Below are 13,383 nucleotides of genomic sequence, written 5' to 3' on the forward strand. Positions count from 1 at the left end.
TCTCGTATGCCGGCCTGCTCGAGAAGATCGAGATCCTGCGCTCGATGCTGCGCTGGGCACCCAAGCTCGAGCGTGCCGACATCGAGAAGCTGCTCAATCAGGCGAATGTGCTGCGCGACGAAGTCATGCAGATGTCGCGCAAGGAGCGCTTCGTCGAGGCCGCCGTGGCCGCGCCGCAGACGCCCGATGCTCTCGATGCGCCGGAGGCGCCCGCGCCCGCGGTGCAGCGACGCCGGCAGGCGCTGATCGAGCGCAGTTTCATCTTCGAGGGTATCTTTGGCGACAATCCGAAGTTGCTCGCCGCGCTCGAAATCGCCGAAAAGGCCGCACCGACCGATCTGCCGGTGCTGATCGACGGCGAGAGCGGGACCGGCAAGGAACTGATGGCGAAAGTGATCCACGCGAACGGGGCGCGCGCCGACCGGCCCTACATCTCGGTGAACTGCGGCGCGATTCCCGACAACCTGCTCGAATCCGAGCTGTTCGGCCATCGGCGCGGCGCGTTCACCGGCGCGTCGAACGATCGCAAGGGCAAGTTCGAGAGCGCGCACACCGGCACGATCTTCCTCGACGAAATCGGCGAATTGCCGCTGTCGGGCCAGGTCAAGTTGCTGCGCGTGCTGGAGTCGCACGAGATCCAGCGGGTCGGCTCGGACGAGCTGATCAGCGTCGATACGCGCATCGTCGCCGCCACCAACAAGAATCTGCGGCAATTGAGCGAACAGGGGCTCTTTCGCGAGGACCTGTTCTACCGCCTGAGCGTCATTCATCTGACGTTGCCGGCGCTGCGCGAACGTCGCGACGAAATTCCACTGCTGCTCGCCTATTTCGGCGACGAGGCGGCAGGGGCACTGAAGCGCCGGCCCATCAAGACGACGCCGAAGCTGCGCGACTTCCTGCTGACTTACGCGTATCCGGGCAACATCCGCGAACTGCGCAACCTCGTCTACCGTCTGTCGTGCCTGGCCGGCGAGGTCGCGGATATCGAGCACTTGCCCGAGGACATCCGTCCGAAAACCGCGTCGACCGCGATTCGTGCGACGGATGACGGTACGTCGGGCAGGCCGATGTCGCTCAGCGACGCGAAGCGTGCCGCGAGCGACGAGGCGGAGCGGGCGTTTCTCGAACGCGGGTTGCAGGAGACCGGCGGAACCGTGGCCGAACTGGCGCGCCGGTGCGAGATGAACCGGTCGCACCTGCAGATGCTGCTCAAGAAGCACGGCATCCGATCGAAAGCGTTCCGTCATCAGGACGGCGCGACGCCCGACAAGGACGCGTGAGCGTCACGCGCATCCGCTCGATCGTTCAGCGTGGCACGGAAGGATTGGCGAGCGTCCGGTCGGACGCATCGGGATCGTCGGCGCGGATCACGACGGCGGTGACGTTGTCCCGGCCGCCCTCGCGCAACGCGAGCTCGACGAGCACGTCCGTTGCGCGTGCGCAATCGCCGCAGGCGAGGGCAGCCGCGATGTCGGCTTCGTCCATCTCGTTGCTCAGGCCGTCGCTGCACAGCAGAAACATGTCGCCGTCGCATACGTCGATGCGTCGTTCGTCGAGATGCAACTGCTCGGCGGCGCCGACGGCACGCGTGATGAGGTGCTGCGACGGGTGATGCCGCACCTGCTGTGCGCTCAGGTGGCCCTGCGCCTGCAGTTCCGCGACGTGGCTGTGGTCGAGCGTGAGCTGCGTCAGGTGCGTGTCGCGGTACAGGTAGATCCGGCTGTCACCGGCCCACAGCCAGCCGCATTGACGGCCGCTCGCCAGCAGCACCGCCACCGTGCTGCCGATCATGCGGACGCCGCGCTGGACGGCCGATTCGCGCAAGCGGGCATTGACCGCGTCGAGCGCGGTGCGCGCCGCCTCGATGAAGTCCGCCAGCGTGGCCGGGGCGGCCAGCCCTTCCAGCGCTTGCACGATCATCCGGCTCGCGAGGTCGCCGGCCGAATGTCCGCCCATGCCGTCCGCAACGGCCCACAGGCCACGGTGCGGCAACGCGAGGCAATCGTCTTCGTTGATCTCGCGAACCAGGCCCACGTCAGTGCGTGACGCCGAAGTCCATTGCAGTTCTGCGCTCACGGCGCGTCATTCCTTTCCGTCCAGGGCCTGTTCATGCCGATAACGGGCTTGCGAACGTGTGTTGCCGGTTGGCGTGAACAGGCGCTAGACGAGCCGGTTCCTGCCGTCCGCACCCACCCCGACCACGATGTTCGCGCCGGGCGCCGAGTTCGTGACGTCGACGTTCTGAATCTGGTTGAGGACCTGGTTCGCGTAGAACGTGTTGTACGTCTGATAGAGGTTGACGACGGGCCCGAACGCCGGAGCCGGCGGCGCGTAGGGCTGGATCCAGCCAAATACCCAGGGCGCGCCTGCGCCGCGGATGAACGACATCGTCTTGTGGTCGATGTCGCGCTGCATGTGAAGGTCGGTAATTGCGAGCGTGGTCATGATGAGTCTCCGGATGGGGCTTGCCGACGGAACGGGTAACCGATATATGCAAACCTCGTGCCATGCGTGACACAACCCGCGTGCGTCGTCCGGGCGCGTGCGTCGATCCGGTGAGCGCCGCACGCGGCAAGGCAAGGCGTCATCGACACGCGTTGCTTGCATGCTAGTGCGTCGCGGCCTTGTCCCGCAATGGTTGTCCGCAAGCCAACAGTTGCGCGCACGAAGGTGGCCGCGAAACCGACACCTGCTCCGGCGGACGCAAACGGCTGTCCGGCGCGCCAACTGGTGCTGTGGCTCCAACGAAATCTCCGGCAAATGGTTGGGCGGGCGGCGACAGCGCGGCGCCCGGTTCGCGGCGCGTTTCCCGTCGAGCATTGCGCGACGGGCTCCCGATGATTGGCACGCTTGATGCAGGTTAGTTGGCAACCGGCTAACCGTTGGGCAACACGGGCGGCCGCCAACCTGCAGACGGAGCCAGTCATGGAACGCGATCTTCAACCAGTGAACAGCGCCGTGTCCCGCACGGCGACTGGCGCTGCGGAGGCAATCGCGCATGCGGCTGCGCTGCCCGGCGGCGTCGACGCACTGCCGTCTGGCGCGCACCTGGTTTCCGATCGCGCCGGCTACAGCCATCACGGCATCTACGTCGGCGACGGGCGCGTCGTCCATTACGCGGGGCTTTGCACGTCGCTGCATCGCGGCCCGATTGAGGAAGTCACGCTCGAACGCTTCGCCGCCGGTCGCGCGGTTCGCGTCGTGCCGCATCCGGGCGCCGCCTATGCGGGGCGCACCGCGGTGCTGCGCGCGCGTTCCCGTCTCGGCGAAAACCGCTACCGCCTGCTGACGAACAATTGCGAGCACTTCTGCACGTGGTGCCTGGAAGGCACGGGCCACAGCGAGCAGGTTCGCACGTGCGTCATGCATCCGCGCACCGCATTTCGGTTCGCGCTGTCCGTCTGCCGCGCGCTGCTCGTGGCGCGGCGTGCGGGCGGACGGTGCGCCGCAGCCGTCATCGCCGCCGCATGAGCGACGTCCCGACGCGTTCGACATCGCCACGAGGGGGCTCAAATGAACGGAATCGAATCTTCGCTGCGCATGCAGGTCGACAAGTGGCTTGCGCCGAGCGCGCGCGTACCGGCCCGCATCGTGCGCTTCAGCCGCATGCCTGCGCAACGGCGGCGTTTTGTCTGCGTCGAGGCCGTGCATCCGGCCCGCACGATCGCGATCTTCTTCTTTCGTCACGACGACGGCTCGTGGTGGGTGTTCCCGCCGGCCGACCGGCGGCCCGCGATGACGGCGCGAGCGGTCTGACCGTGCGCGCCAGGCCGCGTGGTGTCTCCGTCAACGCAGCAGCGTCGGACGCGCCGGGGACGCCGCTGCTTCGGCCACCGGTGCACGCGCCAACGCGGCACCGCGGGCTTCGGTGTGCAGATAAGGGAAAGCGTGCGGCGCGAGCATCGTCTGATGCGCACGGACCATCGCGCCGCCGGTGATGGCGGCCATCGCCTGTCTGTCGAGATCGACGCTTTCAGGAAGATCGTTGATGACGAGCACGCCCATGGTTTGCTCCGCGAAATCGGATGGGGGAAGGGCCGCCATGCAGCATCATGCGATGTGCCGACGGATCCGGAATCTGTCCAGTATAGGTTTTGCCGCGCGGCCGTGCGGCCTGGAAAATGGACGAGGCGGCGCAGGGGGCGTGGACGGAGCAATCCTGAAGCGGGTTCGCAATGGATCTGCCCGAATTCTAGTTCCGGCACCGATTGCACAGGGCGTGACCGCAGACTAGTATGATTTGTTAGACATCCTGTCAGAAGGCCGGCGGCCGGTGCGGCGCGCAGTCGAATTCGTCTGACGATGGCGTGGCGGCGACCTCGTGTTCGACGGTGTCCGGTGCATCACCGATACGTCGCGCTGCATGGGTACGTCATGGACAGTCCTTGCCCTGGCGGCGCCGTGAGGCGCCGAAGCGGGTCGGCAAGCTGAAGCTGAGTAGACGGCATACGAATGATGAGCTTTGCGCAGCTGATTCAGACATTCCAGAGCGGGACGCTGTCACAGGACGCGTTCTTCTCGGAGATCGACCGGGTGCTGGCGTCCGCTCAGGTCGATTGCGCCCGGCTGCGTGAAGTGCTCGACGAGACGCAAACCACGCAGCCGCTGTCAGACGATATCTATGCGGAAGTGCTGAAGCGCATCGAACGGTGTCGCGACAGAACGGCATCCGCGGGCGACGCAACCCGGATCCACGAGAGCGCGCTGCGGCCGGAGGCGCGTCCGGACCCCGCGCCCGGGCCGTCGAGCGGCGCGATGTCCGTCGACAGCGAGCGCGTGAAAGGCATCGGCGATACGCTGAACGGGCGCTTCGTGCTGGAGGAGTGCCTCGGCGTCGGCGGGATGGGTACCGTGTACAAGGCGCTCGACCTCCGCAAGCTGGAGGCCTCGGATCGCAAGCCGCACATCGCGATCAAGGTGCTCAATGTGCAGTTTCGCGGCCAGCCGACTTCGCTGATCGCGCTTCAGCGCGAAGCCCGCAAAGCGCAGACGCTTGCCCATCGCAACATCGTCACCGTCTACGATTTCGATCGGGACGGTCCGCTCGTCTACCTCACGATGGAGTATCTGTCGGGCCGGCCGCTCAGCAAGGTGCTGCGCGCGCCGGACTTCAAGGGCATGCCGCTCGATACCGCGTTGCCGATTATCGCCGGCATGGGCCAGGCGTTGGCCTACGCGCATGAACGCGGCTTTGTCCACTGCGATTTCAAGCCCGCCAATGTGTTCCTCACCGACCGGGGCGAAGTGAAGGTGATCGACTTCGGGATCGCACGCGCATTCCAGCGGCGCGACGAGGATCCCGACGCGACCGTGTTCGATCCGGCGAGCCTTGGCGGCATCACGCCGGCCTACGCGAGCCCGGAGATGTTCGAGCATCTCGAGCCGGATCCGCGCGACGACGTCTACGCGCTCGCCTGCGTGACCTACGAATTGCTGACCGGACACCATCCGTTCAATCGGCTGTCGGCCACCCAGGCGCGTCACGACCACTTGCGGCCCGAGCGCCAGCCCGGTCTCGATCGCACGCAATGGCGAACCTTGAGCGCCGCATTGTCGTTCGACCGCGCGACGCGCACGCCGAGCGTCAACCTGTTCCTGGAAGGCATGGGCGTGCTCAAGCGCCCCGTGCGGGCATCGGGCGCACACGTCGGGGCGGCCGTGGGCGCTTGCACGGTGGCGGCGATCGCCGTGCTCTGGTACGGCTACCAGGCGCTTTCGCGCGGCGGCGAAACGCGTCCCGCCGCGGACACGGTCGCCCACGCGTCTGCCGGCGGAGGACGTGGCGCGACGGCGGCGGGCGCCGCGGCCGGCAGCGCGCCTGCGCCCGCGGTCATCGCGAATGCCGTGCCCGCCGCTGCCAGCGTGCCGCCGCCGACACCGGCGATCTCGCTGGCATCCGTGATGGCCGCGCTGTCGCGCATACCGTGTTCGGCGCTGGATGCGTCAGTGCGGGATCACGTGCTGCAGGTGCGCGGTTATGCGGAAGCCGGTGTCGGTATCGGGCGCGTGCGAGCCGCGCTGAGCAATATGGCGGGCGGGCAGACGGCCAATCTCGACGTGCGTCCGATCGATGCGCACGATTGCGACGTCGTGAGCGCGCTTGCCCCGTACTGGCGATCGAATCGGGCTTCGTCACACGCCGCGTCGATCCGCACGCGCGCGCCTGATGCGCATCTCGCGGAAGGCAACCCGCTGGTCATCGACATCACGACACCGGGTTACGACTCGTATGTGAACGTCGACTACTACGTGCTGAACGGGAGCGTCGTCCATCTCGTGCCAAGCAGCCGGGAACGCGACAACCAGGCGCCGCCGAATTACGCCGCGACGATCGGCAGCATGGGCGAGTGGGTGATCGGCAAGCCTTTCGGGACCGAGATGATCGTGCTCCTCGTCACGCCCGCGCCGCTGTTCGACGCGATGCGCCCGCCATCCGAGCCGCGCGCCGCCTATCTCGCGGCAATCGATCGGCAATTGAAGCTGTTCCAGGCCAAATACGGCGACGGCCGCATTGCTGCCGATTTCATCGAGATCACGACGCATGCCAACGGCAACTGATCGAGCGGATTCGCCCTGGTCAGCGCCCTAACGATTCCGCCGCTTGGTGAATGGCCTTGCGGATGCGGGGAAACGTGCCGCACCGGCAGGCGATCTTCTTCATGGCCTCGTTGATCTGCTTGTCGTCGGGGCGAGGGCAGCGCATGAGCAGCGCGGTGGCGGCGATCAGCTGCGCGCTTTGGCAATAGCCGCATTGCACGACGTCGACGGCAATCCACGCGTCCTTCAGTGCGCGCGCTTCGACGCTGTCCAGCCCTTCGACGGTCGTGATGCGCGCGCCGTTCAGCGTACCGACCGGGAGCTGGCAGGCAGGCATGGCCTGGTCGTTGAGCAGCACCGTGCATGCACCGCAGATCCCGACGCCACAGCCGAACTTCGTGCCGGTCAGCTTCCGTTCGCAGCGAATCACCCAGAGCAGCGGGGTGGCGGGATCGGAATCGAGGCGAGCGGTTTCCCCGTTGATACGGACTGACACCATCGGTCATCTCCTTGGTCGGGTGGGCCCGGCTTGATGAGCGGCAGTGTGCGATGACGCACACCCGTGAGCGCATACAGCGCATTTGCCACGGCCGCTGCGATCGGCGGCGTGCCCGCTTCGCCGACGCCGTGCGGTTCGGTCCCGCCCGCCACGACTTGCGTGACGATCTCGGGACAGGTCTCCATGTTGACGAGCGGATAGCTGTCGAAATAGTGCTGCGCGACTTGCCCGTTCTCGATCGTGATCGCCTGCTCGAGCGCGGCCGACAAGCCGAAGATGATCCCGCTTTCCATCTGCTGCTCGACCAGGTTCGGATTCACGGCCAGCCCGCAGTCGATCACGCAGACTACGCGCGTCACGCGAAAGCCGTCACCTTCCTGCCGGAGTTCGGCGACTTGCGCGACCACGCTGCCGAACGATGCGTGCATCGCCACGCCGCGTGCGCGCCGCGCGCCGGTCGGGTCACGCCATGCCAGCGGCGAACGCCAGCCGGACAGCGCGACGAGCGCCCGCAACACGGCCGCATGGCGCTGATGCGCCGGCTGCTTGAGCATGTCGAGGCGAAACTGGATCGGGTCTTTCCGTGCCAGCACGGCCATCTCGTCGATGAAGCTCTCGACGAAGAAGGCCTGATGCGAGTGCCCGACGGAGCGCCAGTAGCCCACGGGAACCGGGAGCGTCACCGTATTGTGCTGGACGAGCATGTTCTCGCATTCATAGGGCAGGTCGAACGCGCCTTCCGCCGTGGTGACGTCGGGCAACCATTTCGCGGCGAGGCTCGGCATGCCGAAAGTGCGAGGCATCGCCTGCGCGCTGATCGACTGGCTCGCCGACATGCCTTTCCATGCGACCAGCCTGCCGCTCGCATCGATGGCGCCGCTGTATCTCGCCACACAGGCCGGTCGGTAGAAGTCGTGCGTCATGTCCTGCGGGCGCGACCAGATCGTCTGTACCGGCCGCCCCTTCGCATGGCGCGCGATGGCGGCGGCCTGCGTGATGAAGTCGACCTCGAGCCGCCGGCCGAATGCCCCGCCGATCAATTGCTGATTCACGACCACCTTGTCTTCGTCCAGGTCCAGCAGCGCCGCGACTGCCTTGCGCGCCATCATGGGGACCTGGGTGCCGCACCAGATCGTTGCCGCGTCGTCCTCGACCCGCACCGTGCAATTCATCGGTTCCAGCGGCCCGTGAGCCAGGTAGGGCACTTCGTACTGCGCGACGAGCGGCTTCGCGCGGCCCAGCGCCGCATCGGCGTCGCCTGCGGCGTAGAACACGTGGCGGCCCGCATCGCCGTCGAGGGCGCGCGTCAACGCCGTGCGGACATCCTCGGTATTCACCCCGGCAGCCGGCCCGTGATCCCAGGTGATCGACAACTGGCACAACGTCCGCATGGCGATGAAGGGATTGTCGGCAATCACGGCAACGCCTCCCGTTCCGCCGTGGTATGGCTCGATCCTGAAGATGCCGGTCACGCCCTGCAGGCTGGCGACCCTGGACTTGTCGAAATCCAGCGCCTTTCCGCCGAGTGTCGGACACATCGTGACGCTCGCATACAGGAGCTGGTCCGGCAGCACATCGATGCCATAGCGCGCGCTGCCGTCGAGCTTCGCGTGCGCCTCGATGCGACCCAACCGTTTCCCGACCAGCGTGAACGTCTTCGGGTCCTTCAGATCGACATGGGTCGGGCGCGGCACGTCCCGCGCGAGCCGGACAAGTTCACCGTACGTCGCCGAGCGTCCCGACCGATGCCGCACCACGCCGGCTTTCGTCTCGCATTCCGCGACGCTCACGTGCCAGAGCTTCGCCGCGGCGCCGCACAACATGACGCGGGCCGTGGCGCCCGCCTCGCGCATGGGCCCCCACAGATCGATCATGCTCGTCGATCCTCCGGTTACCATCGAACCCAGATAACGTGCTCCATGGCGCGCCAACGCCGCCGCGCTGCGCGCGACCAGGCTGTCATCATCGGGACGAAACGGAAGGCCGCCGGCGAGGGATTCACGGTCCTTGTAGATCGTGTCGAGCGCAGACATGACGATGCGGACCCGGGACCAGTCTGCATCGAGCTCTTCCGCCAGCAACATGGCCGCGCCGGTATGTATCCCCTGGCCCATTTCGGATTTGCTCATGACGATCGTCACGTCGTTAGCGGAACTGATCATCACCCAGCCGTTCAGCGGCACATCGACGCGTGACGTCTCCAGCTGCGCGGGTATGTCCAGCCGGTCGTCGGGACGCCACCATGCCCAGCCGACCACCAGCATGCCCGCCGCGCCTGCACTGCCCAACACGAAGGTTCTGCGCTTCAACATGATGTGGCCGCCGACATGTGTTGATCGAGTCGGAGCGAGCGCGCATTCGGCGAATCACGCCACGCGCCCCGACAATTCAATGTTTCGAACACAATCCGACATTTCATTGCTGCTGCAATCACCTATATTAGTCACTGATATCGGCAACCGGGAACCAGAATGTGATGTTCGTTTGAAACGAGCGCTGAAGACGCGGCCTGCCGCGCCAGAGGGAGATACGTGGCTTCCGGGACGCGAAGCGCATCGTGCCGGCCGCGTCGAACGCACCACCCGCCGGAGGTCGTTGATGCTTGTCGATGAGGTTCACGCGTTGCTGCTCGATCTGCCGGCTCCGTGGCGAGAAGCGTTCAAGCGTCACGGTCTTGACCTGGCCGGTTCGGGCACGCCCGAGGAGACGGCGAATCGACTGAGCCGGCCACTGCCGATCGACCGGGACGATCCCCGCATTTGCGATCTGTGCCCGGACGCCACGCGGGCGATCGAGCCCGGCGACCCTGCACGCAGCCTGATCTATCACATGCTTGCACTGTCCGAGTGCCCGTCGCCGGATGCTGGCGTACGTCTCGAAGCACTCGATCTGCTGGAGAACTACATCACGTCGCTGGCGCCGTTGCCGCCCGACTGGCAGACGCTGGACATCGCGGTGCTGGCTTACCAGTACCGGCCGGCGCGCCGTACCGGGCATCAGCAGCATGCGGACCTCGTGTTCTCGCGACTCGGCATCACGCGCAACGGCGACACCGACGCATGCTACGACGGGCAGACCCGGAGCTTCGTGCCGCACGTACCGGACGCGATCGAGCATGTGCGCGTGATGCCGGCGCGCTATGGCGCGTTTCTCGTCCGCCGGGTCACCGGTCCTGACCGGCTCGCGCTGATCGAGGGCAGGCGCGCGGGCGACCATCAGCGAACCTTCATCGAACCCGTGCGCAAGCTGTTTCCCGATGAATGCCTGCCCGGACTCCGGTTGACATTGAAATATGGCCACCGCCATGTCGGCGAGAAGCTGAAGCGGGCCGTCAAGGCGCGCTGGGGCGTGCGGCCATCGCCATCGGGCGCTCTGGTCGACGCGCCGTATGCGATCTGCTATCAGGACCCCTGCGAGGTATCGCCTGCCGATCCGATCGCACCGGCAGTCGCGCTGAAGCGTTCGGGCGCGGCGGTGCTGTTGATACCGGCCGCGCGACCCCTGATCGAGCCCGTGACCGCGGCCAACTTCGGGATACACGGCTTTGGCGTGCCGGCTCGATGGCGACTGGTGCCGCTCGCCAACCGACGCTTCACGACGATGAGAATCATCACGAACCTGTGGAAGCTGGTGCTGGCCGCCGTCGACGAAGTGCGGCAGCAATATTTTCCGCATTTCGCGCCCGGATGGCTGCGCTTTCCCGAACCCCGCAATGCACCGGAGTTCATCAACATCCGGCACAAGGCGCGTGAGGACGGCACCTACACGGATATGCGCGCGCATCCCGTCGAGCGGCAAGCCTTTCTCGGGGAAGTCGGCAAAGGCGGCTACCGCGCGCAGCTGTTTCTGGATCACTGCACCGAAGGGGTCGTGACGATCCGTATCGCCGAGCTGGCGGAACACGCGGTGCTCCCGGCCTATTCGGTCGTTGCCGCGCCGGATTTCTATCCGTACGCCGACCAGGCGGAACTGCAGCGCTGGTTCAGGGACCGGCAGATCGATCCGAAGTCGCAGTTCAGGAGCGGCTCGCCGATATCGTTGAGCGCCGAGCGTCTCCCGGCCAATCCCGACCACATCGATCCGTTCAGCAACACGCAGGCATTTTCGCCGAGTGACGGGACGGTCGCGGTCGCGTTCAGCCTGGCGGCGCGCGCCACGCGCCGGCGGGACAGCGAACTGCATGCGCCGCGCATGACTTCGTTTCTGTCGGACGCGTCGTCGGGTGTGTTTGCGCCCGGCTGGGACGTCACCTATGCGGGTAACCGGCGGGGCATATTCCTCGCAACCTTCGGGTTGGGCAGCCCGTTCGCCGAGGACATCAAGCTGTGCGCGGCCTCCAACAGCTTCTGGCCCGCCGTGAGTCCGGATGCGTCCAGAACCTTCAATCGGACCGACGCGCCCACCGCCATCCCCATGCTCGACCATGAACTCGGCTTGCATCCGTGTCATCCGCTGGTCACGCGCGGCGCCGAGTCGAATACGCGGCGCGGATGGGACGGCGAATACGGCCCGTACCTGACGCCCGACGGCAAGGTGGATTACGCGGACATCGAACGCTCGGACTACGTCGCCAACGCGCTGCACGGCGAGATGCTGTACGGCGCATTCGAGCACGTCGATTCGGCCGAGCTGATTCGGCGGATCAGTGCATTGCGCCATGCCGTCGCGGCTTGCGATAACGGGCAAACGCCTTCGCATACGAGGCTGTGGCTGGTATCCGCACGGGCACTTGGCGAAGCCGACGATGCGCATGCTCCGGGCGTTGCCGGGCGCTATCGCTTTCTTTTCGTGCGTCCTGCTGCCGATGCGGCGCCGACACAGCACACGCCGGGACGACTGCGCGTGCGTTACGGGGAGGCGATCCGTTGCGATGCGAGCGAGGCCCGGGTGATCGGGCACGTGCTGCGCTGCGCGCCGGGGCCCGACGCGCTCGGGCTTTACTGAGGGAACGCGATGAATGCGTGTGACGTGCTCGTCGTCGGCGACGGGCCTGCCGGATGTGCCGCGGCGATCGCTGCGGCGGGAGCGGGCGGCAACGTGTGGATGCTGGGCCGCGGGCGTTCGCGGGCGGCGCCGGAATGCGTGTCCGGCGCGGCGCTCACGCTGCTCGATCGGCTGGCGCCGAGTCTGGCCCGTCGACCGCATATCTGGCTCGATGGCCGGGCCGATGCGCAGCGGGGACGTGCGGTCATACGCAGCCGCCTCGACGACGGCTTGCGCGCCGAAGCGATGGCAGCAGGCGTTCGCTATTCGCGTGCGCCCGCCGGCGCACTTGTCGCGCGTGTCGAACACGGAGCCGTCATCGGCATCACGCACGGCGACGACGAGATCGGCGCAAGCATCGTGATCGATGCGACCGGCATCAACGGATGGCTTCGTCGCGCGATTCGGCTCGATGTGGCGACCGACTCTTCGCCGTTCTGGCTTCGCCGCGGCTACGCGCGTGGGCAGGGGACGCACACCGGCACATACTGGAATATTGCGCATGGCGGCTGGCTATGGATGAGAGCGACGTCCGCGTTCTGGATCTGGACGTCGCTATCGACGCTGCGCGATGGCGACATCACGTGGCCGGCCGATACGACGCCCGTCGGACCGGTGTGGCGCGAGTGCAGGCGCTGGCATTGCGTGCGACAGGCTGCGGGGCCGGGCTATATCGTGTGCGGCGATGCGGCGGGCTATCTCGACCCCGCGACAGGCGATGGTTTGCGTTTTGCCATCGCTTCCGGCCTGCGCGCCGGCGCGATGGCCGTCGAAGTTTCGCGTCATCCCGATCGCGCAAGCTTGCTGGCCGCGCTGTACTGCGACTGGGTGACACAAGGCTACGAACGCAACAGATCCGTGCTGGCGCAGAGTTACACGCGTGCGGGGCTGGCGCTCGGATCGCGCGACGCCGTCCGTCGAGCGGACTGCCTGCCGCTCGGCAGTTGATGCGCCATGCATGCCGGCTTCGCTTTCGTACAAGCAGAAAAGCCCGCCAGGAGACGGAACCTGGCGGGCTTGAAACGCCGCGAGGACGAACCCGTGGCGGACTGGAGCACTTCGGTAGTTCGGCACGACACTACCGAATACGGCTGGCACTGCGAGGAAGCATGGCGAAACTTACAGGCCCAGCTTCGCGATGACCTGGCCGCCAAGGTTGTTGATCGAGTTGGTCACGCTGGTGAGATCCTGGTGGGTCGACGCATCGACCTGCGTGACGGGGGCCGTGATGGTATTGCCGCTGGCGAACGAGAATCCACTGCCGGTAACGATGTTGTTGATGCCGGCGTTCTGGAACACGCTACCACCGCTGACGGCAGCCATTTCCTTGCGGCTGAGTTCGTGGGCGCGGGACAGGTCGTTGA

At 66.5% G+C, this 13,383-nt stretch carries 12 protein-coding genes; 6 read left to right on the forward strand and 6 right to left on the reverse strand.

Going from position 1 to position 13,383, the window contains the following annotated elements:
* On the forward strand, positions 1-1,280 hold a 1,280-nt coding region (locus DIE21_RS36250), incomplete at its 5' end, for a sigma-54-dependent Fis family transcriptional regulator (RefSeq protein WP_148092772.1).
* Between the two features lie 25 nt (positions 1,281-1,305).
* Here DIE21_RS36250 and DIE21_RS36255 read toward each other — a convergent pair.
* Together DIE21_RS36255 and DIE21_RS36260 are read right to left on the reverse strand one after the other, a co-directional pair.
* A complete protein-coding gene (locus tag DIE21_RS36255) occupies positions 1,306-2,076 on the reverse strand; it encodes a PP2C family serine/threonine-protein phosphatase (RefSeq protein ID WP_124502136.1) in 771 nt (256 codons plus the stop codon).
* 84 nt (positions 2,077-2,160) lie between these two features.
* Complete coding sequence (locus DIE21_RS36260; RefSeq protein WP_124502137.1) at positions 2,161-2,445, reverse strand: hypothetical protein; 285 nt, start codon at positions 2,443-2,445, stop codon at positions 2,161-2,163.
* 480 nt (positions 2,446-2,925) lie between these two features.
* On the opposite strand from DIE21_RS36260, the gene DIE21_RS36265 reads away from it, so the two are divergent.
* Both DIE21_RS36265 and DIE21_RS36270 read left to right on the forward strand, forming a co-directional pair.
* Entirely contained in the window at positions 2,926-3,471 is a 546-nt protein-coding gene (locus tag DIE21_RS36265) for a lecithin retinol acyltransferase family protein (RefSeq protein WP_124502138.1), read from the forward strand.
* A 42-nt stretch (positions 3,472-3,513) separates the two neighbouring features.
* Positions 3,514-3,756, forward strand: coding sequence for a hypothetical protein (locus tag DIE21_RS36270; protein ID WP_057927315.1), 243 nt, complete (start codon positions 3,514-3,516; stop codon positions 3,754-3,756).
* A 30-nt stretch (positions 3,757-3,786) separates the two neighbouring features.
* Here DIE21_RS36270 and DIE21_RS36275 read toward each other — a convergent pair whose 3' ends face one another.
* Positions 3,787-4,005, reverse strand: a complete 219-nt coding sequence (locus DIE21_RS36275) for a hypothetical protein (RefSeq protein WP_185640784.1) — start codon at positions 4,003-4,005, stop codon at positions 3,787-3,789.
* A 447-nt stretch (positions 4,006-4,452) separates the two neighbouring features.
* On the opposite strand from DIE21_RS36275, the gene DIE21_RS36280 reads away from it, so the two are divergent.
* On the forward strand, positions 4,453-6,558 hold the full coding sequence (locus DIE21_RS36280; protein WP_185642921.1) for a serine/threonine protein kinase: 2,106 nt from the start codon (positions 4,453-4,455) through the stop codon (positions 6,556-6,558).
* A 19-nt stretch (positions 6,559-6,577) separates the two neighbouring features.
* Here the strand turns inward: DIE21_RS36280 and DIE21_RS36285 are convergent, their stop codons facing one another.
* Complete coding sequence (locus DIE21_RS36285; RefSeq protein WP_124502141.1) at positions 6,578-7,036, reverse strand: (2Fe-2S)-binding protein; 459 nt, start codon at positions 7,034-7,036, stop codon at positions 6,578-6,580.
* Positions 6,964-9,348: a molybdopterin cofactor-binding domain-containing protein gene (locus DIE21_RS36290; protein WP_124502142.1), complete on the reverse strand. Its 2,385-nt coding sequence runs from the start codon at positions 9,346-9,348 to the stop codon at positions 6,964-6,966. Before DIE21_RS36290 ends, DIE21_RS36285 begins: the two co-directional genes overlap by 73 nt.
* Before the next feature lie 79 nt (positions 9,349-9,427).
* Here DIE21_RS36290 and DIE21_RS37470 point away from each other — a divergent pair, with 79 nt between their 5' ends.
* Together DIE21_RS37470 and DIE21_RS36300 are read left to right on the forward strand one after the other, a co-directional pair.
* On the forward strand, positions 9,428-11,980 hold the full coding sequence (locus DIE21_RS37470) for a hypothetical protein (RefSeq protein WP_185642922.1): 2,553 nt from the start codon (positions 9,428-9,430) through the stop codon (positions 11,978-11,980).
* A 24-nt stretch (positions 11,981-12,004) separates the two neighbouring features.
* Positions 12,005-12,967 (forward strand): NAD(P)/FAD-dependent oxidoreductase, encoded by a 963-nt coding sequence (locus DIE21_RS36300; RefSeq protein ID WP_185642924.1) that lies wholly within the window; start codon positions 12,005-12,007, stop codon positions 12,965-12,967.
* Between the two features lie 171 nt (positions 12,968-13,138).
* Here DIE21_RS36300 and DIE21_RS36305 read toward each other — a convergent pair whose 3' ends face one another.
* On the reverse strand, positions 13,139-13,342 hold the full coding sequence (locus DIE21_RS36305; RefSeq protein WP_260426870.1) for a hypothetical protein: 204 nt from the start codon (positions 13,340-13,342) through the stop codon (positions 13,139-13,141).
* Positions 13,343-13,383 lie beyond the last annotated feature (41 nt).

Source organism: Burkholderia sp. Bp9140, assembly GCF_003853425.1.
In the GTDB taxonomy this organism is placed as follows: Bacteria; Pseudomonadota; Gammaproteobacteria; order Burkholderiales; family Burkholderiaceae; genus Burkholderia.